Genomic DNA, 22,147 nt, shown 5'->3' with positions numbered 1-22,147 from the left:
AGGACTGTTTATGACTCAGCGACCGGGCAATCAATTGTTCGATGCCTACTTCACCGCCCGCGATATGCGCGAAGTGTTCTGCGATCAGGGCCGGATGCAGGCGATGCTCGATTTCGAAGCGGCGCTGGCCCGGGCCGAGGCGCGGGTCGGGCTGATTCCTTCATCCGCTGTGGCGCCGATTGCCGCAGCGTGCGACGCCAGTCTGTATGACTTCGCAGCGCTGGGCGAGGCGATTGCCACGGCCGGTAATTCGGCGATCCCACTGGTCAAGGCCTTGGGCAAGCAGATCGCCTCGAGCGATGCCGAAGCCGAGCGCTATGTGCATCTGGGCGCGACCAGTCAGGACGTGATGGATTCCGGGCTGGTCCTGCAATTGCGCCAGGCGCTGGTGCTGATCGAAGACCAACTGGCGCAACTGGCCGACTCGCTCGCAGCTCAGGCACAACGTTTCGCTACCACGCCACTGGCCGGGCGCACCTGGCTGCAACATGCCACGCCAGTGACCCTCGGTATGAAAATCGCTGGATGGCTGGGCGCCGTCACGCGCAGCCGTCAGCGTCTACAGGAGCTGAAACCGCGTCTGCTGGTGCTGCAATTTGGTGGCGCCTCCGGCACCCTCGCGGCGCTGGGGGCACAGGCGTTGCCGATCGCTGAGGCCTTGGCCGAAGAGCTGCAACTGACCCTGCCCGAGCAACCGTGGCACACCCAGCGTGATCGCATCGTCGAATTCGGCGCGGTGCTTGGCCTGATCGCCGGGAGCCTCGGCAAATTCGGCCGCGACATCAGCCTGTTGATGCAGACCGAAGCAGCGGAAGTATTCGAGCCTGCGGCACCGGGCAAGGGTGGTTCGTCGACCATGCCGCACAAACGCAATCCGGTCGGCGCGGCGGTGCTGATCGGCGCGGCCACGCGGGTGCCGGGGCTGGTGTCGACGCTGTTCAGCGCGATGCCGCAGGAGCACGAACGCAGCCTCGGTTTGTGGCACGCCGAATGGGAAACCCTGCCGGAGATCTGCTGCCTGGTGTCCGGTGCGCTGCAACAGGCGCGCTTGCTGGCCGACGGTCTGGAAGTCGACGCGGCGCGCATGGCCCGCAACCTCGAATTGACCCAAGGCCTGGTGCTGGCCGAAGCAGTGAGCATCGTCCTCGCCCAACGCGTCGGCCGCGACACCGCGCATCATCTGCTCGAGCAATGCTGCAAACGCGCGGTGGCCGAGCAACGCCATCTGCGTGCGGTGCTCGCTGATGAGCCGCAAGTCACTGCCGAACTCAGTGGCGATGAACTCGATGATCTTCTGAACCCCGCGCATTACCTTGGCCAGGCGCAAGTCTGGGTCGAGCGCGCGGTGGCCGAACACAACGCTTTGACTGTCTGAAGGAGAGGGCTGTGGCTTTCGTTCAACTCGCCGATGGCGAACTGCACTATCAAATTGAGGGCCCGGACGCTGCGCCGGTGCTGGTGCTGTCCAACTCGCTGGGCACCGACCTGCACATGTGGGATGCGCAAATGCCGGCGTTCACCGAGCATTTCCGCGTGCTGCGTTTCGACACGCGCGGCCATGGGCAATCGTTGGTTACCGAAGGGCCGTACAGCATCGAACAACTCGGTCGTGACGTGCTCGGTCTGCTCGATGCGCTGCACATCGAGCGCGCGCATTTCTGCGGACTGTCGATGGGCGGGCTGATCGGTCAGTGGCTGGGCATCAACGCCGGACATCGCTTGCACAAACTGATCGTCTGCAACACGGCAGCGAAGATCGGCGATCCGTCGGTGTGGAATCCGCGCATCGAAACCGTACTGCGCGACGGCCCGGCGGCGATGGTCGCACTGCGTGATGCCTCGATTGCGCGCTGGTTTACCCCGGACTTTTCGGCGGCGCATCCCGAGGCGGCGAAGAAGATTACCGACATGCTCGCCGCGACCAATCCCCAAGGCTATGCGGCCAACTGCGCGGCCGTGCGCGATGCCGATTTCCGTGAAGAGCTGGCTTCGATCAATGTGCCATTGCTGGTGATTGCCGGCAGCGAAGATGCGGTGACGCCGCCGTCCGGCGGGCACTTCATTCGCGACCATGTGCGCGGCGCCGAGTACGCCGAGTTCTATGCGGCGCATCTGTCCAACGTGCAGGCCGGCGCTGATTTCAGTGATCGGGTGCTGGCGTTTCTGCAGGCTCAGTGAGGAAGATTTTGTGGACGAGAAACAACGTTACGACGAAGGCATGCAAGTACGCCGCGCGGTGCTGGGCGATGCCCACGTCGATCGCAGCCTGACCACGCTGACCGAGTTCAACTCGGAATTCCAGGAGATGATCACCCGCCACGCCTGGGGCGACATCTGGACCCGCCCGGGCCTGCCCCGCCATACCCGTAGCCTGATCACCATCGCCATGCTGATCGGTATGAACCGCGAGGGCGAACTGAAACTGCACCTGCGCGCGGCGGCCAACAACGGCGTCAGCCGCGGCGAGATCAAGGAAGTGATCATGCAGAGCGCGATCTACTGCGGAATTCCGGCGGCGAATGCGACGTTTCATCTGGCGGAATCGGTGTGGGATGAGCTAGGAGTCGAATCCCGCGATTGATGTTGCCTGAGCCATCGCCTTCGCGAGCAGGCTCGCTCCCACATTGGAATGCATATCCCTGTGGGAGCGAGCCTGCTCGCGAAAGCGGTAGCGGCCGTAACGAATCAAACCCTGGCGACAATAAATATTCGCTTGAATGCAAACAACGTATGCCCATCCGCCTCCTGCGGATAATGCGCCTGCACTCGCATCAGGTAGTGATAGATGAATCGCGCCTGCTGCGCTGAATCCAGCGCCTGCATGACTGGCCTTAACGCCGAGACCTTGATCCAGTCATACACCGGCGATTTGCCGTCGACCACTTGCAGTTGTTCGGTCTCCCAAATGTCCAGCGACGCGGTCATTGGCGCGAGCAGACGGTAATAGTCCTCCAGCGTCAGTAGCGGCCGCGCAGCCATGCGCCGGCGCAGTTCCGGCGTGCCCAATGGTGCGCCCCCGGGGCCGGCGTCCTCCAACGTTTGCAGCATCAACTGATACCACAACGCATCGCGCCAATCCGGCATGTGCGCTGCGAGGCAGCCGCCAGGATTCAAATAGCCGAGCAGGCGCGGCAGCAAGGTTTCGTGGTCATCGAGAAAATGCAGCACAGCGGCGGCGAACAACAGATCCGCCGGTTGCTCAGGCTGCCAGTCCAGCAGATCAGATTGTTTCCACAAGGCCTTGATCGGCAGGCCTCGGGCCTCGTCGAGCATCTGCGCCGAGCTGTCGATGCCCTGCAATCGCGCACGCGGCCAACGCTTGGCCAGCAACTGCGTAGCGATGCCGGTGCCGCAGCCCAGATCGTAAATGCGTTGGGGATTTTGCAGTTCGATACGGTCGAGCAATTCGTTGACCGGACGTTGTCTGAGACGGGAAAACTGTTGGTACGCCTTGGCGTCCCAATCGGGTGCGGTGGTGCGGCGCGTGATCATGAGGTGATCCTCCGGTGATCAAATGGTGTCTTCCGATGACAACCTGGTGCATAGCTGGAGACCGACTACGAAACGGAAGCGTGAAGGGGTGGCGCACCTGAGTCCTTCAGGTTTGCTCACTGTAACTGTCGCCCGCAAAAGCGCTACATGGCCTGACCAATGGCATGCATCTGTGATGGGAATCAAATGCGGGAGCGAGCCTGCTCGCGAAGGCCATTTCATATTCGACAGAGATGTCGACTGAAGCAGCGCTTTCGCGAGCAGGCTCGCTCCCACAGTGGGGCATGTGTGGTTAGAGAAGGCTGATCGGGTAGCTGACAATCAAACGATTCTCATCGAACTCGTTGTTGCTGAAGTCGCGGCGCATGGTCGAGTTGCGCCATCTGACGTTCAGATCCTTCAACGTGCCGCTCTGCACCGTGTAACCGAGTTCCGATTCGCGACCCCATTCCTTGCCGTCGGTGATCGTCCCGGTGTGCACGTTGTCGCCGCTGATGTAGCGGTTCATCAGGGTCAGGCCGGGGATGCCCATGGCGGCGAAGTTGTAGTCGTGGCGCAGCTGCCAGGAGCGTTCCTGAGCGTTGTCATAACTGGCGTTGTAGCTGTCGTTGGCCAGCGTGCCGCCACTGGTGCCGTTGACCCGCATCCACGCGCTGTCGCCGGTCAGTTTCTGCAGGCCGAGGTAGAACGTGCTGCCGCCGTACTTGGCCGAAAACATCCCGTACCAGGTCTTGTTGTCCAGATCGCCGGCACGCGCGCTGCCATCTTCCTTGCCGTAGAAAAAGCCGAGGTTGGCGCCCAGCGTCCAGTCGCCGAGCGCCTGACTGTGCAGCACGTTGAGGTACTGCTGGCTGTAGATGTCCTTGAGCTGCGCGTTCCACAGGCCGATCTGCGTGCGCTTGTCGTTGAACAGGTATTCGCCGCCCTGGAAGTTGAAACGATCAGAGGTGAACGCGGCTTTGCCGGTCATCGACATGTCGCTCATGCTGCTGTCGTCGCGCGGGCTGTTGGCGCGGAACTGGCCGCCATAGAGGGTCAGGCCGGCGATTTCCTTCGAGGTGATCTGGCCGCCACGGAAGGTCTGCGGCAGCGAACGACCGTCGTCCGAACGCAGGATCGGCAGCACCGGCATCCACTCACCGACCTTGACTTCGGTCTGCGAAAGCTTGGCCTTGAATGCGACGTTGGTGCGGCCGAAGTTGTCCGCCGGGCGCCCGTCATGGTCCAGCGGCAACAACTGCGTACCGCCCGTGCCTTTACCGCCATCGAGCTTGATCGAATACAGCCCGAGTACGTCCATGCCGAAACCGACGGTGCCTTGGGTAAAGCCGGATTTGGCGTCGAGAATGAAACTCTGCGTCCATTCTTCAGCCTTGCCCTGGGTTTTGGTCGGGTTGGTGAAGTTGCGGTTGATATAGAAGTTGCGCAGGTTGAGGTTGACCTTGGCGCCTTCGATGAAGCCGGCTTCTTGCGCCGCGACGGGGAGGGCGGCGCCCGCCAGGGCCAGGGCGATCAGGCCGGGAATTGCGTAAGGCGCAGGGGAGGTTGTCATGGGCTCGGGTCTCTGTTGTTTTTTTAGGGCGAACGGGTGCGCTGCGGCCGGTTTTCGGGTGCAGACTTGGAAAGTATTCAGGGGTGAAACGATGGCAATCAGCCGGACGGGGCAGGGCGCGGGAGCATGGTGTCGAACCTGTTGTTATTGGTTTTGTGGAGCGAATGGTGCGGGGGGCGGATGTTTGGATTCAATTGGGAAAAGCGGGTTTTGGGCGATTATCGAACAGCATTGAAGATCAAAAGATCGCAGCCTTCGGCAGCTCCTACAGGGCAACGCATTTCAAATGTAGGAGCTGCCGAAGGCTGCGATCTTTTGATTATCAGGCAACAAAAAGCCCACCAATCGGTGGGCTCCTTGTATTCAGCCGATGATGATCAGAACAGCTTCATCTTCGGCGCTTCTTCTTTCAGCGCTTCGTTCTGCGCGGTCTGCGCATTCCAGCCACCGCCCAGTGCCTTGTACAGGTTGACCGCACTGGTCAGCTGCGCGAGGCGGTCGGTGATCAGCGCTTGTTGCGCGCTGAACAACTGACGCTGGGCATCGAGGAAGGTCAGGTTGCTGTCGACGCCGATGCGGTAGCGACGTTCGGCCAGGCGATAGTAATCCTGGTTGGCCTGAACGAAGTCACGCTGCGCTTGCAACTGCTCGGTGTAGGTCTGGCGAGCGGCGAGGCCGTCGGCGACTTCCTGGAAGGCCGTTTGAATGGACTTCTCGTAGTTCGCCACGCCAATGTCCTTCTGGATCTTGGCGTAGTCGAGGCTGGCGCGCAGGCTGCCGGCGTTGAAGATCGGCAGGTTGATCTGCGGCTGGAACAGCCACGTCCCCGAACCGCCCTTGAACAGGCCGGACAGATCCGGGCTCAGGCTGCCCGCGTTGGCGGTCAGGCTGATGCTCGGGAAGAACGCTGCACGCGCCGCGCCGATGTTGGCGTTGGCCGCCTTCAGGTTGTACTCGGCCTGGAGGATGTCCGGACGACGTTGCAGCAGGTCCGAAGGCAGACCGGCCGGCACATCGCTGAGCAGATCATCAGACAGCGGTTTGGCCGTTTGCAGGTTGGCCGGAATACCGGTGCCGAGCAGCAGGGTCAGGCTGTTTTCGTCCTGCGCGACCTGGCGGGTATAGCGCGCCAATTGTGCCCGGGCGTTTTCCACGGAAGTGCGCGACTGCGCCAGATCCAGCGCCGAAGCCACACCGACTTCGTTGCTGCGGCTGGTCAGCTTGTAGCTTTCTTCGAAGGCACCGAGGGTGTCCTGCGTCAGCTTGAGCAGTTCCTTGTCCGCCTGCCAGGTCAGGTAGGCATTGGCGACGTTGGCGACCAGACTGATCTGCGTACTGCGGCGTGCTTCTTCAGTAGCGAAGTACTGTTGCAGCGCTTGCTCGCTCAGGCTGCGCACCCGACCGAACAGGTCGAGTTCGTAGGCGCTGACGCCTACGGTGGCGGAATAAGAACTGCTGATCATCGACTCGCCGGTCTGCGAGGCACGGCCCGGCAGACGCTGGCGGCTGCCGGCGGCATTGGCCGACACTGCCGGGAACAGGTCGGCGCGCTGGATGCGGTACTGCGCCGCGTAAGCGTCGATGTTCAGCGCCGCGACACGCAGGTCGCGGTTGTTTTCCAGGGCGACCTGGATCAGCTGTTGCAGGGCAGGGTCATGGAAAAACTGCTTCCAGCCCTGTTCGGCAGCGGCTTGCGCCGGAGCCTGGGCCGGCGAATATGCCGGCCCCTGCGGGTACTGGCCTGCGACCGGAGCCTCAGGCTGCTGATAGTCAGGTATCAGCGAGCAACCGCTCAGCACGAAGGCGGCGACTGCGATGGAGAGTAGCGACTTGCTCATTGGCCAGCCTCTTTAGGAGTTTCAGTAGTCTCATCCGCGTCGGTCTTTTTGCGCTGACCGATGGACGACACAGTAACGAAGAACAGTGGAACCCAGAAGATCGCCAGGATCGTGGCCGTGAGCATACCGCCAATCACGCCGGTACCGATCGCGTGCTGACTGCCTGAACCGGCGCCGGTGGAGATCGCCAGCGGCACAACACCGAGAACGAAGGCCAGCGAGGTCATGATGATCGGGCGCAGACGCATGCGGCAGGCTTCGATTGCCGCCTCGCGCAGGGTGCGTCCCTGTTCATGCAGTTCCTTGGCGAATTCGACGATCAGAATGGCGTTTTTAGCCGCCAGACCGATGGTCGTCAACAAGCCCACCTGGAAGTACACGTCGTTGGACAGACCGCGCAGGCTGGTGGCCATCAGTGCACCGATGATCCCCAGTGGTACCACGAGCATGACCGCGATCGGAATCGACCAGCTTTCATACAGCGCCGCCAGACACAGGAACACCATCAGCAGCGACAGGGCGTACAGCGCTGGCGCTTGCGAGCCGGACAGACGTTCCTCGTAGGACAGACCGGTCCAGGAGATACCGACACCGGACGGCAGCTTCTTGGCAATCGCTTCGACTTCAGCCATCGCTTCACCGGTGGAGTAGCCCGGCGCCGGAGCCCCGAGGACTTCGACCGCTTCCACACCGTTGTAACGCGCCAGTTTCGGCGAACCGTAGACCCACTCACCCTTGGCGAACGCCGAGAACGGAACCATGGTGCCTTCGGCGTTACGCACGTACCACTTCTTCAGGTCTTCGGGGCTCATGCGCGAGTCCGGTTGGCCCTGCACATATACCTTCTTCACCCGACCACGGTCGATGAAGTCGTTGACGTAGCTACTGCCCAGCGCGATCGACAGAGTGTTGTTGATGTCGCTGATGGTGATGCCGAGGGCACTGGCCTTCTCGTCATCGATTTCCAGTTGGAACTGCGGCTCATCGTTCAGGCCGTTCGGACGCACCTGGGTCAGCACCTTGCTTTGCGCCGCCATGCCGAGGAACTGGTTACGCGCTTCCATCAGTTTTTCGTGACCGATACCGGCGCGGTCTTGCAGGAACACGTCGAAACCGGTGGCGTTACCCAATTCCAGAACCGCTGGCGGGGCGAAGGCAAACACCATCGCGTCGCGGAAGCTGAAGAAGTGTTGCTGGGCACGCGCAGCGAGGTTGAACACGCTGTTGTCGGCGTTACGTTCGCCCCACGGCTTGAGCATGATGAACGCCATACCCGAGCTCTGGCCACGGCCGGCGAAATTGAAGCCGGTCACGGTAAACACCGAAGCCACCGCGTCCGCCTCACCGCCGTCCTTGTTCGGACGCAGCAGGTACTCACGCATTTCATCCACCACCACCTGCGTGCGCTGGGCACTGGAACCGGCCGGGGTCTGCACCTGAGCGAACAGAACGCCCTGGTCTTCTTCCGGGAGGAACGCGGTCGGGATGCGGGTGAACAGCCAGATCATGCCCACGACGATCAGCAGATACGCCAGCAGATACGGCGCCTTGCGGGTCAGCATGTTGCCGACGCCGCGCTCGTAGCTGCGCACGCCACGGTCGAAGTTGCGGTTGAACCAGCCGAAGAAACCTTTCTTCGGGGTACCGTGCTCGCCTTTCGGAATCGGCTTGAGCATGGTCGCGCACAGCGCCGGGGTGAAGATCAGGGCAACCAGTACCGACAGGGCCATGGCCGACACGATGGTGATCGAGAACTGCTTGTAGATCACACCGGTGGAGCCGCTGAAGAACGCCATCGGCAGCAGTACCGCCGAGAGCACGAGGGCGATACCGACCAGTGCGCCCTGGATCTGGCCCATGGACTTCTTCGTCGCTTCCTTCGGTGACAAGCCTTCTTCGCTCATCACCCGCTCGACGTTTTCCACCACGACGATGGCGTCGTCCACCAGCAGACCGATGGCCAGCACCATGCCGAACATGGTCAGGGTGTTGATGCTGAAACCGGCGGCGGCGAGGATGCCGAATGTACCGAGCAGTACCACTGGCACAGTCATCGTGGTGATGACGGTGGCGCGGAAGTTCTGCAGGAACAGGAACATCACCAGGAACACCAGCGCGATCGCTTCGACCAGGGTGTGCACCACGCCTTTGATCGACTCGGTCACCACCGGAGTGGTGTCGTACGGGAACACCACTTCCATGCCTTGCGGGAAGAACGGCTTGAGGCTGTCGATGGTGTTGCGCAGCGCTTTGGCCGTGTCGAGGGCGTTGGCGCCGTTGGCCAGTTTCACCGCCAGACCGGACGCCGGGCTGCCGTTGAACTGGGCACTGATCGCGTAGTTCTCGCCGCCGAGGCCGACTTCAGCCACGTCTTTGAGGCGAACCTGCGAACCGTCCTTGTTGACCTTGAGCAGGATTTCCTTGAACTGCTCGGCGGTCTGCAGACGGGTCTTGCCGATGATCGTCGCGTTCAGTTGCTGGCCCTGCACGGCAGGCAAGCCACCGAGCTGACCGGACGACACCTGAACGTTCTGCGCAGCAATGGCGTTCTTCACGTCGACCGGGGTCAGGTTGAAGTTGTTCAACTTGGCCGGGTCGAGCCAGATACGCATCGCATACTGCGCACCGAAGACCTGGAAGTCACCGACACCGGCGGTCCGCGAGATCGGGTCCTGCATGTTCGACACGATGTAGTTGGACAGATCGTCCTTGGTCATGCTGCCGTCACGCGACACCACGCCGATCACCAGCAGGAAGTTCTTCACTGCCTTGGTCACGCGGATACCCTGTTGCTGCACTTCCTGCGGCAGCAGCGGGGTAGCCAGGTTCAGCTTGTTCTGAACCTGGACCTGCGCGGTGTCGGAGTTGGTGCCTTGCTCGAAGGTCGCGGTGATGGTCATGCTGCCGTCGGAGTTACTTTCCGACGACACATAACGCAGGTTGTCGATACCGTTGAGCTGTTGCTCGATGACCTGCACCACGGTGTCCTGCACGGTTTGTGCGGACGCGCCTGGGTAGGTCACCTGAATCGCAATGGCCGGTGGCGCAATGCTCGGGTATTGGTTGATCGGCAATTTCAGGATCGAAAGTGCCCCGACCAGCATGATCACCAGGGCGATTACCCAGGCGAAAATCGGACGGTCGATGAAGAATTTTGACATGGGTTACTCCCCTTTGCCGCCGGCGGCTTTGTCAGCTGCCTGTGCGGGGGCCGGGTTCTTGGTGCCGACGTTAGTCGCCTCGGTCGCTTTGACCTCGACGCCCGGTTTGACGTACTGCAGCCCTTCGGTGATCAGACGATCGCCGGCTTTCAGGCCGTCTTCGATCAGCCACTGGCTGCCGACAGTGCGGCTGGCCTTGAGCTGACGCAGCTCGACCTTGTTGTCGGCGCCGACGACCAGTGCGGTCGGGGTGCCTTTGAGGTCGCGGGTCACGCCTTGTTGCGGCGCGAGGATCGCTGCGCTGTTGACGCCGGCTTGCAGCTGGGCGTGAACGAACATGCCTGGCAGCAGGGTGTGATCGGGGTTGGGGAACACTGCGCGCAGGGTTACCGAGCCGGTGGTCTGGTCAACCGAGACTTCGGAGAATTCCAGCTTGCCGTCGAGCTTGTACTGGCTGCCGTCTTCCAGGGTCAGCTTGACCGCAGCGGCGTTGTCGCCAGCCTTCTGCAGACGGCCGCTTTCCAGTTCGCGGCGCAGTTCCAGCAGTTCCACCGACGATTGGGTCACATCGACGTAGATCGGATCGAGCTGCTGAATCACTGCCATCGCATCGGCCTGACCATTGCTGACCAGTGCGCCTTCGGTGACCGAAGAGCGGCCGATACGGCCGGAAATCGGCGCGTAGACCTTGGTGTAGCGCACGTTGATCTGCGCGCTCTGCAACGATGCTTCCGATTGCAGGCGGTTGGCCAGTGCGGTGTCGTATTCCTGACGGCTCACCGCTTGTTCGTCGACCAGTTGCTTGTAGCGGTCGGAAATCGACTTGGTCGAACGCAGCTCGGCTTCGGCGCTTTTCAGCGTAGCTTCATAGACCGACGGATCGATCTGATACAGCTGCTGGCCGGCTTTGACGTCGGCACCTTCCTTGAACAGGCGCTTGAGGATGATGCCGTTGACCTGCGGGCGAACTTCCGCGATGCGGAACGCACTGGTGCGGCCCGGAAGCTCCGAGGTCAGGGTAAAGGCTTGTGGTTGCAGGGTGACGACGCCGACCTGAGGAGGCGGAGCGGCTGGGGCCGCTTCTTCCTTTTTACATCCGCTGAGCAGCGATGCCAGGGCGACGGCAGTGACCAGAGCGGTAACAGCTGGCTTGAATTGCATGAAGATCCTCGGGTCAGGCGCGCAAGAAGCGCACAAGAAGTGTGAAAGAGTAAAAATCGGGCACCGGGTGGATAAGTAGCTTGCTAAGTAATATACTTACGTTCATGGTTGTTTGTAAACACCTGCGCCGCGTACCCACCCCGATACAAAAGTCGTCGCAAGGTTTGAAATTGTACGCCGGGGAGCCGATTCACGAGAGATCGCCCCCTCTTTATTCAGCGGATATTCAGCCATCCCTGAAACATCCTGTTTGAGGTTTTACTGCCATGGTCCGTCGTACCAAAGAGGAAGCTCAGGAAACCCGCAGCCAGATCCTGGAAGCGGCCGAGAAAGCCTTCTATGAAAGGGGGGTTGCCCGCACCACCCTGGCGGACATCGCGACCCTCGCCGGCGTGACGCGCGGCGCCATCTACTGGCATTTCAGCAACAAGGCCGACCTGGTCCAGGCCATGCTCGACAGCCTGCACGAACCGCTGGATGAACTGGCCAAGGCCAGCGAAAGCGAGGACGAACCTGACCCGCTGGGCTGCATGCGGCAGTTGCTGATTCATTTGTTTCATCAAGTTGCACTGGACCCGAAAACCCGGCGCATCAACGAAATTCTGTTTCATAAGTGCGAATTCACCGATGAAATGTGCGATCTGCGCCAGCAGCGCCGGACGGCCAGTCTCGATTGCAATCTGCGCATCGGCCTGACCTTGCGTAATGCGGTGAATCGCGGCCAGTTGCCGGAAGATCTCGACACTGTCCGCGCGGCGATCAGCATTCATGCCTACATCGACGGCCTGCTGTACGGCTGGCTGCTGGCCCCGGACAGCTTCGAACTGCACGCCGAGGCTGAACGCTGGGTCGACACCGGGCTGGACATGCTGCGCCTGAGCCCAAGCCTGCGCAAATGAAACAAAATGCGCAATTGCCCGGCAGGATGTCAATCAGCCGCCATGGCTGATCATCGCGGCGGGGAGTTTAAACGTAGCGAGTCGCAGATTTTGTAGGGAAATTGTGTAGCTCTTGTGAATCCGTGTTTTGCCGCGTTTCCCTCACCCTAGCCCTCTCCCATAGGGAGAGGGGACCGACCGAGCTGATCTTTCGAGTGACGCTGACCTGAAATATCCCGCCGAACTCGGGTTCTGAAGGATCTGCAAATCGGCTCCCTCTCCCCAATGGCGGGACCGACCGGGTTATTTGCTCAAGCCGTGCCGACCTGAAATATCCCGCCGAACTCAAAGTTTGAAAAACACACCAATCGGCTCCCTCTCCCTCGGGAGAGGGCTGGGCGGGCGGCGTTCCGATGAGGGGCTACGCCGGGTGCCACGCAACAAGTCTGAAGCCGAACAACGAAAAGCCCCGGACTCTCACAAGTCCGGGGCTTTTTCATTTCTGCGCTACAGCCTGATTACAAGGTCGGATAGTCGATATAACCCACTGGACCTTTACCGTAGAAAGTCTCCGGATGCGGCTCGTTCAACGGCGCATCGGCCTGCAAACGTGCCGGCAGGTCTGGGTTGGCAATGAACGGCACGCCGAAAGCGACCGCGTCTGCCTTGCCGCTGGCCAGCCACTCGTTGGCGCTTTCCTTGGTGAACTTCTCGTTGGCGATGTACGGGCCACCGAACGCTTCTTTCAGTTGCGGGCCGAGGCTGTCGGCGCCTTCTTTTTCGCGCGAGCAGATGAACGCGATGCCACGCTTGCCCAGTTCACGGGCGACGTAGGTGAAGGTTTCGGCGAGGTTGTCATCGCCCATGTCGTGGGAATCGGCACGCGGTGCCAGGTGCACACCAACGCGACCAGCGCCCCAGACTTCGATCGCGGCGTCGGTCACTTCCAGCAGCAGGCGCGCACGGTTTTCCAGCGAGCCGCCGTACTGGTCGGTGCGCTGGTTGGTGCTGCTTTGCAGGAACTGGTCGAGCAGGTAACCGTTGGCGCCGTGGATTTCCACGCCGTCGAAACCGGCGGCCTTGGCGTTCTCGGCGCCGGTGCGGTAGGCGTCGACGATGTCGGCGATTTCAGCGGTTTCCAGGGCGCGCGGGGTTGGATAGTCGGCCAGTGGGCGCACCAGGCTGACGTGGCCCTTTGGCTGAATGGCGCTTGGCGCAACCGGTGCTTCACCGTTCAGGTACGAAGGGTGAGAAATGCGGCCAACGTGCCACAGTTGCAGGAAGATCTTGCCGCCGGCGCCGTGAATCGCCTTGGTCACGTTGGCCCAGCCACGCACCTGATCGTTGGACCAGATGCCCGGGGTGTCCGGGTAGCCGACGCCCATCGGCGTTACCGAAGTGGCTTCGCTGAGGATCAGGCCGGCCGAGGCGCGTTGTACGTAGTATTCGGCCATCAGCGCGTTCGGCACACGACCTTCGTCGGCGCGGCAACGGGTCAGCGGGGCCATGATGATGCGGTTGTTCAGCTCGATGTCGCCGAGTTTGATCGGGTCGAAAATAGTCGCCATGTCTAAAAGCCTCGCTTTAATTAAGGAAGTTGATCAGTTGGAAGCAGGCGCCAGCTCGGCATTGCCGTTCTGGCGGAAGGTAATCAGGGTCACCAGCAGGGCCAGTACAGCCAGCGCGGCGGCAGCCAGTGGCACGCTGGTCAGTCCGTAGCCGTGGGCGATGACGCTGCCGCCGACCCAGGCGCCGAGGGCGTTGCCGACGTTGAAGGCGCCGATGTTCAGGGTCGAAACCAGGTTCGGCGCAGCCTTGCCGAAGGTCACCACGTTGACTTGCAGCGCCGGCACAGCGGCGAAACACGCGGTGGCCCAGAGGAACAGAGTGATCTCGGTCGGGATCAGCGCGACGCTGGTCCAGCTCAACACCGTGGAAACCACGGCCATGGCGATGAACACGCCGATCAGCGTGGCGGCCATGCCTTTGTCGGCGAGTTTGCCGCCGATGATGTTGCCGACCGTCAGGCCCAGACCGATCAGCATCAGTGTCCAGGTCACGCCACGCGGCGACACACCGGTGACTTCACCGAGCAGTGGGGCGACGTAGGTGAACAGGGTGAACACCGAAGCGGCGAACAGCGCGGTCATGCTCAGCGACAGCCAGATGCCGGCACCTTTGAGCGCGGCCAGTTCAGCGCGCATGTCGAGTTTCTCTTCGTCACGCTTGGCCGGCAGAAAGCGGATCAGGCCAATCAGCGCGATCACACCGATGACGGTCACTGCCCAGAAGGTCGAACGCCAGCCGGCTTCCTGACCCAATGCGGTGCCCAGCGGTACGCCGAGCACGTTGGCCAGGGTCAGACCGGTGAACATCAATGCTACCGCCGAGGCACGTTTGTTTGGCGCGACCAGATTGGCCGCCACCACCGAGCCGATGCCGAAGAACGCACCGTGGCACAAAGCGGTGACGACCCGGGCAAACATCAGCACGTTGTAGTCGCTGGCGATGGCGCAGAGCAGGTTGCCGACAATAAAGATGCCCATCAACGCCACCAGCGCGGCCTTGCGCGGCAGCTTCGCGGTGGCCAGCGCCATGAACGGAGCACCGATGGCCACGCCCAGGGCGTAACCGGTGACCAGCCAGCCGGCGCCGGGAATCGACACGCCGAGGTCCGCCGCCACGTCGGGCAGCAGGCCCATGATGACGAACTCGGTGGTGCCGATGGCGAAGGCGCTCAGGGCGAGGATGAGAAGCGAAAGGGGCATGCAGGTTTCCTTGTCGGCTGGCTGACGTTAAGGGTCAGAGCTCTTTACTGAGGGTGCTGAGAAACGCCTGGATGACGTCCTCGTTACGTTTGAAAAAATGCCACTGCCCGGCCTTCTGGCTGCTGATCAGCCCGGCCCGTTGCAACGTTGCCAGGTGGGCCGACACGGTCGATTGCGACAGGCCGCAACGCTGATCGATCTGCCCGGCACAGATGCCGTACTCGTGGTTGTGCAACTGCTCGGGGAATTCGCCTTTCGGGTCTTTCAGCCAGTTGAGGATGTCTCGCCGTACTGGGTGCGCCAGGGCTTTTATTATTTCGTCGAGGTCGAGGTTCATGGCTTGGGCTCGTGGTGGCAGTGGCGATATATCGCGATGGAGCGAACTTTAAATCGTTGGATCGCGATATACCAATATGAAAATGGTCTGAGGATCTTGTAAATCGCTATATCGGGTTATAACGATATGAGCGTGCCGGATGACCGAACGCAGTGCTAAGCTGCGCCCATGAACTATCTCGCGCATTTGCATCTCGGCGGCCAGCGCCCCGGTCAGTTACTCGGCAGCCTGTATGGCGACTTCGTCAAAGGTCGGCTGCAAGGCCAGTTCGACCCGGAAGTGGAGGCGGCGATCGCCCTGCATCGGCGCATCGACGTCTTCACCGATCGACATCCACTGGTCGACATTGCTTTGGGGCGCTTCAGCGAAACGCGGCGGCGCTATGCCGGAATCGTCCTCGATGTGTTTTTCGATCACTGCCTGGCGCGGGACTGGACGCTGTATGCCGACCGACCGCTGGAGCAGTTCACCGCAGACGTCTATCACGTACTGTCCCGCGAACGGCAATTGCCGGAACGGCTGGCGAAGATCGCCCCGCACATGGTCGCCAACGACTGGCTGGGCTCGTATCGCGAATTCGAGGTCCTGGAACAGGTGCTGCGCGGGATCTCGCGACGCCTGACCAGGCCGGAGGAATTGGCCGGGGCCATGGCGGAGTTGCGGCGGTTGTATGAGCCGCTGAGTGAAGACTTCAGCCTGTTTTATCCGCAATTGCAGGATTTTGCGCAAAACTCTGATCCGCTGAAGATCTGAATGTGGGAGCGAGCCTGCTCGCGAAGGCGGTGTCTCAGCCAATATAGATGCTGAATGTCACTGCGCCTTCGCGAGCAGGCTCGCTCCCACAGAGGATTTGTATTGGCTCAGGCGGCTATCAGGTTGCCTGTGCGACGCGGTTCGGCAGGTTTTGCGACCTCGCCAAACAACACCTTCTGCACCGCCTGCTGCGCTTCGAACGCCAGCGCCGCACGCTCGCGGCCCTGACACTCTATTGGCTTGAGCAGATGCACCTCGACATCGCCACAGTCATGGCTGAACAGGCGCATCAGGTGCGAGAGTAGGTCATCGTCACCAATGAACGGTGCGAGCGTGTCGATTTCGCCGTCACGCAGATAACGGATCGCCACCGGTTGCAGCATCACCTCGGAATCGATCGCCGCCGACAGCAGGCGACCATGAAAGGTGCGCAGCGAACGGCCATCGGTGGTGGTGCCTTCGGGAAACATCAGCAGCGCATGTTCGGTTTGCAGATGGCGGGTCATCTGCTTGCGGATCAACTGGCTGTCGCCCGACCCACGGCGGATGAACAGGCTGCCGGCCTTGGCCGCGAGCCAGCCGGCCACCGGCCAGGTGCGCACTTCGGCTTTGGACAGAAACGACAGCGGCGTGAGCATGCCCAGCAGCGGAATGTCGGTCCACGACACGTGATTGCTGACCCACAGCATCGGCTGTTTTGGCAGCTCGCCATGCACACTCACGCGAAAGGGCAGGGCATTGCTCAAACGCGCCATGAAAAAACGCGACCAGCGCTGCCGCCGCTCCATCGAGTGCGCCAGACCGATGCGTTCGAACACGCCGAAGACGCTCGCCATTGTCAGCCCCAGCGTCACCACCAGCAACACTCGCGCGATTCGCGCGTACACCCGCAACCGGCTCATCACACCGCCGCCTTGAAGTGTTTGGCGTAGCGCGGGCAGAGTTCGTCGCGCTTGAGCAGGATGAACACGTCGGCCACCTGGAAGTCTTCGTCCCAGCACGGCTCGCCGCAGATCTTCGCGCCGAGGCGCATGTAGGCCTTGAGCAGCGGCGGCATTTCGGCGATGACGTTGGACGGGATATCCAGCGTCGGCAGCGGATTTTTCGGCTCGGCGCGCAGGTGTTCAGTGCACAGATAACGCTCACGCAGACGCTGCATGATCGCGTGGGCCTGAATGCCGCCGTCCTGCATCGGGATGCTCGCGCACCCCATCAGGTAGCTGTAGCCGCCCTGATTGAGCACTTCGGCCAATTCGCCCCAGAGCACGGCGATGGTGCCGCCGTTGCGGTACGCCGGATCGACGCAGGTGCGGCCGATTTCCAGGATCGGGCCTTGCAGATGCGCCAGGCCATGCAGGCTGAATTCTTCTTCGCTATAGAACTTGCCGAGGCTGCTGGCGGCGGTGTGATCGAGCAGACGCGTGGTCGCCACCAGGCGCCCGGTGTTCAGATCACGCACGCCGATGTGGCTGCAGTGAACATCATAATCATCCATGTCCAGACCCAGTTCGGCGCCTTTCAGTTTGGCGTTGAATTCGCCACTGAAGACGGCGAAGCGCAGGGCCTGGGCTTGCTGCAAGGCTTCGGCGCCGATCAGGCGTTCGGCTTGCAGGCGGCGTTCATTGCCGGTGTCGCTGATGCGGGCGATTTGCGTCATGTGAATCTCCGTACGGGCCTTTAACCCGTCGTGGGTTGCAGCCGATCGACTTTCTTTATGCAGCCGTGTTGTGCAAAGTCAGGCTATGTAGCCCCGGTGTCATCGCCATGAACGTTCGGTGATGCTTATATGACAGCCCACAAGGAGGCGCCCATGCCCTGGACAGATCTGTTGCACCGCCGTGAACGCTTGCCCGCCGTTGCTGATCTGGCCGAGGGCTTTGCAACGTTGTTGCAGGCGCTGGGCAATGTCACGCCGTTCGAATTGGCGGTGGCCGGCGGGCGGCGAATGGCCACGCCGGGGCTGGCGTTTCTGGTCGGTTATCAGGCGGCGCTGCGCATGTTGTGGCCGAGCGCGCCGCTGAGCCTCGGCGCCTTGTGCGCGACCGAACAACGCAGCCTGCGCCCGGCCGATATGCAAACGCGGCTGCGCGATTTGCGCTTGAGTGGGCGCAAGGATTTCGTCACCGCAGGCGATGCTGCCGACTGGTTGCTGGTGGCCGCGCGCAGTGAGGAGCCGGGCACAACACCGCGCTTGAGTCTGGCGGTGGTGTATCCCGGCGAGCCCGGCGTGAAGGTGGAAAAACTGCCGGCGTTGCCGTTGATGCCGGACATCAGCCACGGCCGCCTGCACCTCGACGGCGCCCTGTGCGAACTGCTCGCCGGCGACGGCTGGGACGCCTACGTCAAACCGTTTCGCAGTCTTGAAGATGTCTACGTGCTCAGCGCCATGACCGCGTGGCTGTACGGCGTCGGCCAGGACAACGACTGGCCGCAGGCCCTGCAATTGCGTTTGCTGGCGCTGCTGGCCGGGTGCGCCGAGGCCAGCCGGCAAGCGCCGAACAATCCGGCCGGACATGTAGTGCTGGGCGGGTTGTTTGCGCAGTTTGAATCACTCAAGACCGAGGTAGATCAGGCGTTGGTGCAGGGTGATCCTGCGTGGGCGGCGATGTGGCAGCGTGATCAAGGCGTGATGCAATTGGCTGCAGGGGCCCGGGCCAAGCGCTTGGCCAAGGCTCTTGCGTTGGCCTGACTGGCCTCATCGCGGGCAAGCCCGCTCCCACAGGTTTCAAGGTGTTCATGAAATGTGTGTTCACTTGGGACCCCTGTGGGAGCTGGCTTGCCAGCGATGGCAATTTCATGGACGACCAACATCTAAAATTTGTCATAAACCCCGACTAGTCTCGACAGGTTCATTCCCAGAGCGCCCACCATGCTCAAAGGCCTGTCCCTGTTCCTGCTGCTGATCAGCCTCACCGCCCACGCCGAAAAATGGCCCGGCGAGCAATGGCCCATCGCCCCGCAGATCACCGGCCCGGCTGCCCTGGCACTGGAAAACTACGCCTTCCCGCCCCGCAACGACGCCACCCGCGACGGCATCCGCACCGACGCCTTGCTGATCATCCGCGACGGCCAGATCATCTACGAACGCTACGCCGCTCCGACCACTGCACAGACCCCGCACCTGACCTGGTCGATCAGCAAAAGCCTGCTGGCCGCCGTCCTCGGCGTGGCCTACGGCGAAGGCCGGTTCAAACTCGACGATCCAGCGCTGAAGTTCTACCCGGCGCTGGAAAAACACCCGGCGATCACTCTCGGCCATCTGCTGAACTGGGCTTCCGGTCTCGATTGGCAGGAGGACTACGAATACGCGCCGCTGAAATCTTCGGTGGTGGCAATGCTCTACACCCGCGGCCATCGCGACATGGCCGCGTTCGCCGCCGCACACGACAGCTACGCCCCAGCGGGTCAGGCTTTTCGTTATTCCAGCGGTGACAGCAATCTACTCGCCGCTGCCCTGAAAACCATGGTCGGCCCAGCACGTTATGCCGACTATCCGTGGACAGCATTGTTCGAGCCGTTGGGCATTCGTCACGCCGTGTGGGAGAGCGATGCCAGCGGCACCTTTGTCGCCTCGTCCTATGCCTACCTCACCGCGCGGGATCTGGCGCGGGTCGGTCTGCTGATGGCGCGCGGCGGGCGCTGGAACGATCGGCAGTTGCTGCCCGAGGATTGGCTGGCATTCAATCTCAAGCCCTTTGCCGGCTACAGGGCGCAGCAGGACGAAGCCGTGCCCGGCGGACATTGGTGGCTGAATCGCCCTGTCGATGGCGCACCATCACCATGGCCCGACGCGCCACCCGACACCTTCGCCGCCCTCGGCCACTGGGGCCAGGCGCTGTACGTGATGCCCAGCGAGAAACTGGTGATCGTGCGTTACGGCGATGATCGCGATGGCAGCTACCAGCACAACGAATTGCTCAAACGCGTGTTGCAGGCGGTGCGGCCATGAAGCGCTTTCTATTGTTGCTGCTGATCGTACTGCTCGGTTGGGGTTGGTATGAACGGGAAAACCTCTGGGCTTTCCCGGACATCATCAGCGCCTACACCGCCAAGGAATATTGCTCGTGTCGTTATGTGATGAACAACGACGCCGGATATTGCCGTGGCTATGTGAAGCAATGGCTGCCAACCAGCGGTTTTACCGATGACCCGTCGAGCAAAACCGTCACCGTCAACGGCATGGGCCGCAGTAACAGCGCGCAGTGGCTGAGCGAACGCCAGGGCTGTCGCCTGAATCCTTGAATTATCTGGTCTCCGCTGTGGGAGCGAGCCTGCTCGCGAAATCGTCGCAAGCCGCAATACATGCTGTGCGGGGAGCATTGCATTCGCGAGCAGGCTCGCTCCCACAGGGCTTGCAATAACTTGGCGGGCGGTTAAGGTTCGTGCAGGTTTATCGCCCCCACGAGTGTTCAATGTTCAACCGCTCCCTCTATACAACCTTCGCCAGTCTGCTGTTGACCGCCGCTGCACTGCCGGCCCAGGCCAATTGGTACCTGGACGGCGAGTCGTCGCGGCTGTCGTTCGTCAGCACCAAAAATGCCAGCGTGTCGGAAGTGCAGCGTTTTCTGGTGCTGCACGGCAAGGTCGACCCCAACGGTCGCGCCGAGGTCGAAGTCGAGCTCGAATCGATCAACAGCGGCATTCCCCTGCGCGATGAGCGCATGCGCAAGGAGCTGTTCCAGATCGAGCAATTTCCGGCAGCGACCGTCACCACCCAGATCGACCTGCGCCCGATCAACGATCTGGCCCCCGGCGCGCAGCTGGAGTTGCGCCTGCCGCTGACCGTCAGCCTGCACGGCAAGCAGCACGAATACCCGGCCGAGTTGCTCGCCACGCGTCTGGATGATCGGCGCTTTCAGGTGGTGACCCTAGAGCCGCTGGTGATCAACGCCGAGGATTTCGATCTGGCGCCGGGCCTGGAAAACCTGCGCAAACTCGCCGATCTGTCGGCCATCAGTCTGTCGGTGCCGGTGGGTGCGGTGCTGATTTTCACGGCGCGCTGACATGCGCGGTGCGGTGTTTCCCTGGCGTGACGGCAACCGTTTCGAACTGTTGATCGACGGCCCGCAGTTCTTTCCGCGCATGCTCGAGCACATCGCTGGAGCTACAGAACAGGTCGAACTGGAGCTGTACCTGGTCGAGGCAGGCGCCTGCGCCGAAGCCATCGTCCAGGCGCTGGTCGCGGCGGCCGAGCGCGGCGTGCGCGTGCGTTGCCTGTTCGATGATTACGGCAGCCTCGCGTTCACGCTGCACCTGCGCCAGCGCCTGACTCAGGCCGGGGTCGAGCTGCGTTTCTACAATCGCCTGAGCTGGCGGCGCTGGGTCGGCAACTTCTATCGTGACCACCGCAAATTGCTGCTGGTCGACCAATGCCTGGCCGTGGTCGGCGGCACCGGCGTTACCGATGAATTCTGGACGCCGGGCCATGATGTCAGCGAGTGGCACGAAGTGATGGTCGAGATCAGCGGTCCATTGGTGATCGATTGGCAATTGTTGTTTGATCGCCAGTGGATCGCCAACCGTTACCGCCGCGCCTGGCGCCCGGCCGCGCATTTTGGTCTGCCACGTTTGCCGCGCGTGCCGGACAAGGGCGAAGGCATGGGCCGCGTAGCCTACGCCGACGCCCGCCAGCACCGCGACATTCTGCAATCGCTGTTTCGCGCGCTGAACAGCGGGCAAAAACGCATCTGGATGGCCACGCCGTACTTCCTGCCGACCTGGAAAATCCGCCGCTCCCTGCGCAAGGCTGCCGCGCGCGGCGTCGATGTGCGCTTGCTGCTGACCGGGCCGCGCACCGATCACCCGTCAGTGCGCTACGCCGGGCACCGCTATTACCCGCGCCTGCTCAAGGCCGGGGTGCAGATCTTCGAATACCAGCCGTGCTTCCTGCACCTGAAAATGGTTCTGGTCGACGAATGGGTAAGCATCGGTTCGTGCAACTTCGATCACTGGAATCTGCGTTTCAACCTGGAGGGGAATCTGGAAGCGCTGGACCCGGCGTTGACGGCAGCGGTGGAGGCGAGTTTTGTGAAGGACTTCGGCTTGAGTCAGCTGGTGAGCCTGGAGGAATGGCAGCGCCGACCGTTGTGGCGGCGGGTCAAGCAGCGGGTGTGGGGCTGGGTGGATCGGTTGGTAGTGAATATTCTCGACCGTCGCGGATAACCACGATTTTGAATACACCCTGAATCCAATGTGGGAGCTAGCCTG

20 protein-coding genes are annotated in these 22,147 nt (G+C 61.8%); 10 read left to right on the top strand and 10 right to left on the bottom strand.

Annotated features, from left to right (window positions below; translation table 11 throughout):
• Positions 1-10: 10 nt before the first annotated feature.
• The 3 genes from AB4N47_RS16825 to pcaC are packed head-to-tail and all read left to right on the top strand — an operon-like array spanning position 11 to position 2,581.
• Positions 11-1,375 carry a 3-carboxy-cis,cis-muconate cycloisomerase gene (locus AB4N47_RS16825; RefSeq protein WP_460154288.1) on the top strand — a complete coding sequence of 455 codons (1,365 nt, stop codon included), beginning with the start codon at positions 11-13 and terminating at the stop codon, positions 1,373-1,375.
• Positions 1,376-1,386: 11 nt separating this feature from the next.
• On the top strand, positions 1,387-2,178 hold the full coding sequence (gene pcaD, locus AB4N47_RS16820; protein ID WP_341638646.1) for a 3-oxoadipate enol-lactonase: 792 nt from the start codon (positions 1,387-1,389) through the stop codon (positions 2,176-2,178).
• Between the two features lie 10 nt (positions 2,179-2,188).
• A complete protein-coding gene (gene pcaC / locus AB4N47_RS16815) occupies positions 2,189-2,581 on the top strand; it encodes a 4-carboxymuconolactone decarboxylase (protein WP_024011942.1) in 393 nt (130 codons plus the stop codon).
• 104 nt (positions 2,582-2,685) lie between these two features.
• Here pcaC and AB4N47_RS16810 read toward each other — a convergent pair whose 3' ends face one another.
• From AB4N47_RS16810 to emhA, 5 genes are all read right to left on the bottom strand, one after another.
• Positions 2,686-3,492: a methyltransferase domain-containing protein gene (locus AB4N47_RS16810; protein WP_341638647.1), complete on the bottom strand. Its 807-nt coding sequence runs from the start codon at positions 3,490-3,492 to the stop codon at positions 2,686-2,688.
• A 292-nt stretch (positions 3,493-3,784) separates the two neighbouring features.
• Positions 3,785-5,044 carry an OprD family porin gene (locus tag AB4N47_RS16805; protein ID WP_341638648.1) on the bottom strand — a complete coding sequence of 420 codons (1,260 nt, stop codon included), beginning with the start codon at positions 5,042-5,044 and terminating at the stop codon, positions 3,785-3,787.
• Between the two features lie 377 nt (positions 5,045-5,421).
• The gene (gene emhC / locus AB4N47_RS16800) at positions 5,422-6,882 is read right to left on the bottom strand and encodes an efflux RND transporter outer membrane subunit EmhC (protein WP_460154287.1); all 1,461 of its coding nucleotides are present in this window, start codon (positions 6,880-6,882) and stop codon (positions 5,422-5,424) included.
• Positions 6,879-10,043 carry an efflux RND transporter permease subunit EmhB gene (emhB, locus tag AB4N47_RS16795; RefSeq protein ID WP_039762672.1) on the bottom strand — a complete coding sequence of 1,055 codons (3,165 nt, stop codon included), beginning with the start codon at positions 10,041-10,043 and terminating at the stop codon, positions 6,879-6,881. Before emhB ends, emhC begins: the two co-directional genes overlap by 4 nt.
• A 3-nt stretch (positions 10,044-10,046) precedes the next feature.
• A complete protein-coding gene (gene emhA / locus AB4N47_RS16790) occupies positions 10,047-11,204 on the bottom strand; it encodes an efflux RND transporter periplasmic adaptor subunit EmhA (RefSeq protein ID WP_016771331.1) in 1,158 nt (385 codons plus the stop codon).
• A 266-nt stretch (positions 11,205-11,470) separates the two neighbouring features.
• On the opposite strand from emhA, the gene emhR reads away from it, so the two are divergent.
• On the top strand, positions 11,471-12,103 hold the full coding sequence (emhR, locus tag AB4N47_RS16785) for an efflux system transcriptional repressor EmhR (protein ID WP_341638649.1): 633 nt from the start codon (positions 11,471-11,473) through the stop codon (positions 12,101-12,103).
• Positions 12,104-12,600: 497 nt separating this feature from the next.
• On the opposite strand, the gene AB4N47_RS16780 is transcribed toward emhR, so the two are convergent.
• From AB4N47_RS16780 to AB4N47_RS16770, 3 genes are read right to left on the bottom strand one after another with little or no spacing between them, the layout of a single operon-like run.
• Complete coding sequence (locus AB4N47_RS16780; RefSeq protein WP_016771329.1) at positions 12,601-13,650, bottom strand: alkene reductase; 1,050 nt, start codon at positions 13,648-13,650, stop codon at positions 12,601-12,603.
• Between the two features lie 33 nt (positions 13,651-13,683).
• On the bottom strand, positions 13,684-14,850 hold the full coding sequence (locus AB4N47_RS16775; RefSeq protein ID WP_016771328.1) for an MFS transporter: 1,167 nt from the start codon (positions 14,848-14,850) through the stop codon (positions 13,684-13,686).
• Positions 14,851-14,884: 34 nt separating this feature from the next.
• Positions 14,885-15,187: an ArsR/SmtB family transcription factor gene (locus tag AB4N47_RS16770; protein WP_016771327.1), complete on the bottom strand. Its 303-nt coding sequence runs from the start codon at positions 15,185-15,187 to the stop codon at positions 14,885-14,887.
• A gap of 168 nt (positions 15,188-15,355) precedes the next feature.
• On the opposite strand from AB4N47_RS16770, the gene AB4N47_RS16765 reads away from it, so the two are divergent.
• Positions 15,356-15,940 (top strand): acyl carrier protein phosphodiesterase, encoded by a 585-nt coding sequence (locus tag AB4N47_RS16765; protein WP_125925269.1) that lies wholly within the window; start codon positions 15,356-15,358, stop codon positions 15,938-15,940.
• A 107-nt stretch (positions 15,941-16,047) separates the two neighbouring features.
• Here AB4N47_RS16765 and AB4N47_RS16760 read toward each other — a convergent pair whose 3' ends face one another.
• Both AB4N47_RS16760 and olsB read right to left on the bottom strand, forming a co-directional pair.
• Entirely contained in the window at positions 16,048-16,842 is a 795-nt protein-coding gene (locus AB4N47_RS16760; protein WP_212615471.1) for a lysophospholipid acyltransferase family protein, read from the bottom strand.
• On the bottom strand, positions 16,842-17,597 hold the full coding sequence (gene olsB, locus AB4N47_RS16755; protein ID WP_016771324.1) for an L-ornithine N(alpha)-acyltransferase: 756 nt from the start codon (positions 17,595-17,597) through the stop codon (positions 16,842-16,844). The genes AB4N47_RS16760 and olsB overlap by 1 nt, the downstream gene beginning before the upstream one ends.
• A 153-nt stretch (positions 17,598-17,750) precedes the next feature.
• Here olsB and AB4N47_RS16750 point away from each other — a divergent pair, with 153 nt between their 5' ends.
• The 5 genes from AB4N47_RS16750 to AB4N47_RS16730 all read left to right on the top strand — a co-directional run bounded on the left by AB4N47_RS16750 (position 17,751) and on the right by AB4N47_RS16730 (position 22,102).
• The gene (locus tag AB4N47_RS16750) at positions 17,751-18,629 is read left to right on the top strand and encodes an acyl-CoA dehydrogenase middle domain-containing protein (protein ID WP_341638650.1); all 879 of its coding nucleotides are present in this window, start codon (positions 17,751-17,753) and stop codon (positions 18,627-18,629) included.
• A 180-nt stretch (positions 18,630-18,809) separates the two neighbouring features.
• The gene (locus AB4N47_RS16745; protein ID WP_341638651.1) at positions 18,810-19,889 is read left to right on the top strand and encodes a serine hydrolase domain-containing protein; all 1,080 of its coding nucleotides are present in this window, start codon (positions 18,810-18,812) and stop codon (positions 19,887-19,889) included.
• A complete protein-coding gene (locus tag AB4N47_RS16740; RefSeq protein WP_125917729.1) occupies positions 19,886-20,182 on the top strand; it encodes an amidase in 297 nt (98 codons plus the stop codon). The genes AB4N47_RS16745 and AB4N47_RS16740 overlap by 4 nt, the downstream gene beginning before the upstream one ends.
• A 170-nt stretch (positions 20,183-20,352) precedes the next feature.
• Positions 20,353-20,943 carry a YceI family protein gene (locus tag AB4N47_RS16735; RefSeq protein ID WP_223630011.1) on the top strand — a complete coding sequence of 197 codons (591 nt, stop codon included), beginning with the start codon at positions 20,353-20,355 and terminating at the stop codon, positions 20,941-20,943.
• Position 20,944: 1 nt separating this feature from the next.
• Positions 20,945-22,102 (top strand): phospholipase D-like domain-containing protein, encoded by a 1,158-nt coding sequence (locus AB4N47_RS16730; RefSeq protein ID WP_341638652.1) that lies wholly within the window; start codon positions 20,945-20,947, stop codon positions 22,100-22,102.
• Positions 22,103-22,147 lie beyond the last annotated feature (45 nt).

The sequence above is a fragment of the Pseudomonas sp. S3_G06 genome (assembly GCF_054667565.1).
This window is presented reverse-complemented; position numbering and strand designations above follow the sequence as displayed.

Coding starts and splice junctions, on each gene's coding strand:
- AB4N47_RS16825 (WP_460154288.1), top strand. CDS start 11: ATGACTCAGCGACCGGGCAATCAATTGTTCGATGCCTACTTCACCGCC.
- AB4N47_RS16810 (WP_341638647.1), bottom strand. CDS start 3,492: ATGATCACGCGCCGCACCACCGCACCCGATTGGGACGCCAAGGCGTAC.
- AB4N47_RS16805 (WP_341638648.1), bottom strand. CDS start 5,044: ATGACAACCTCCCCTGCGCCTTACGCAATTCCCGGCCTGATCGCCCTG.
- emhC (WP_460154287.1), bottom strand. CDS start 6,882: ATGAGCAAGTCGCTACTCTCCATCGCAGTCGCCGCCTTCGTGCTGAGC.
- emhB (WP_039762672.1), bottom strand. CDS start 10,043: ATGTCAAAATTCTTCATCGACCGTCCGATTTTCGCCTGGGTAATCGCC.
- emhA (WP_016771331.1), bottom strand. CDS start 11,204: ATGCAATTCAAGCCAGCTGTTACCGCTCTGGTCACTGCCGTCGCCCTG.
- emhR (WP_341638649.1), top strand. CDS start 11,471: ATGGTCCGTCGTACCAAAGAGGAAGCTCAGGAAACCCGCAGCCAGATC.
- AB4N47_RS16780 (WP_016771329.1), bottom strand. CDS start 13,650: ATGGCGACTATTTTCGACCCGATCAAACTCGGCGACATCGAGCTGAAC.
- AB4N47_RS16775 (WP_016771328.1), bottom strand. CDS start 14,850: ATGCCCCTTTCGCTTCTCATCCTCGCCCTGAGCGCCTTCGCCATCGGC.
- AB4N47_RS16770 (WP_016771327.1), bottom strand. CDS start 15,187: ATGAACCTCGACCTCGACGAAATAATAAAAGCCCTGGCGCACCCAGTA.
- AB4N47_RS16765 (WP_125925269.1), top strand. CDS start 15,356: ATGAACTATCTCGCGCATTTGCATCTCGGCGGCCAGCGCCCCGGTCAG.
- AB4N47_RS16760 (WP_212615471.1), bottom strand. CDS start 16,842: ATGAGCCGGTTGCGGGTGTACGCGCGAATCGCGCGAGTGTTGCTGGTG.
- olsB (WP_016771324.1), bottom strand. CDS start 17,597: ATGACGCAAATCGCCCGCATCAGCGACACCGGCAATGAACGCCGCCTG.
- AB4N47_RS16750 (WP_341638650.1), top strand. CDS start 17,751: ATGCCCTGGACAGATCTGTTGCACCGCCGTGAACGCTTGCCCGCCGTT.
- AB4N47_RS16745 (WP_341638651.1), top strand. CDS start 18,810: ATGCTCAAAGGCCTGTCCCTGTTCCTGCTGCTGATCAGCCTCACCGCC.
- AB4N47_RS16740 (WP_125917729.1), top strand. CDS start 19,886: ATGAAGCGCTTTCTATTGTTGCTGCTGATCGTACTGCTCGGTTGGGGT.
- AB4N47_RS16735 (WP_223630011.1), top strand. CDS start 20,353: ATGTTCAACCGCTCCCTCTATACAACCTTCGCCAGTCTGCTGTTGACC.
- AB4N47_RS16730 (WP_341638652.1), top strand. CDS start 20,945: ATGCGCGGTGCGGTGTTTCCCTGGCGTGACGGCAACCGTTTCGAACTG.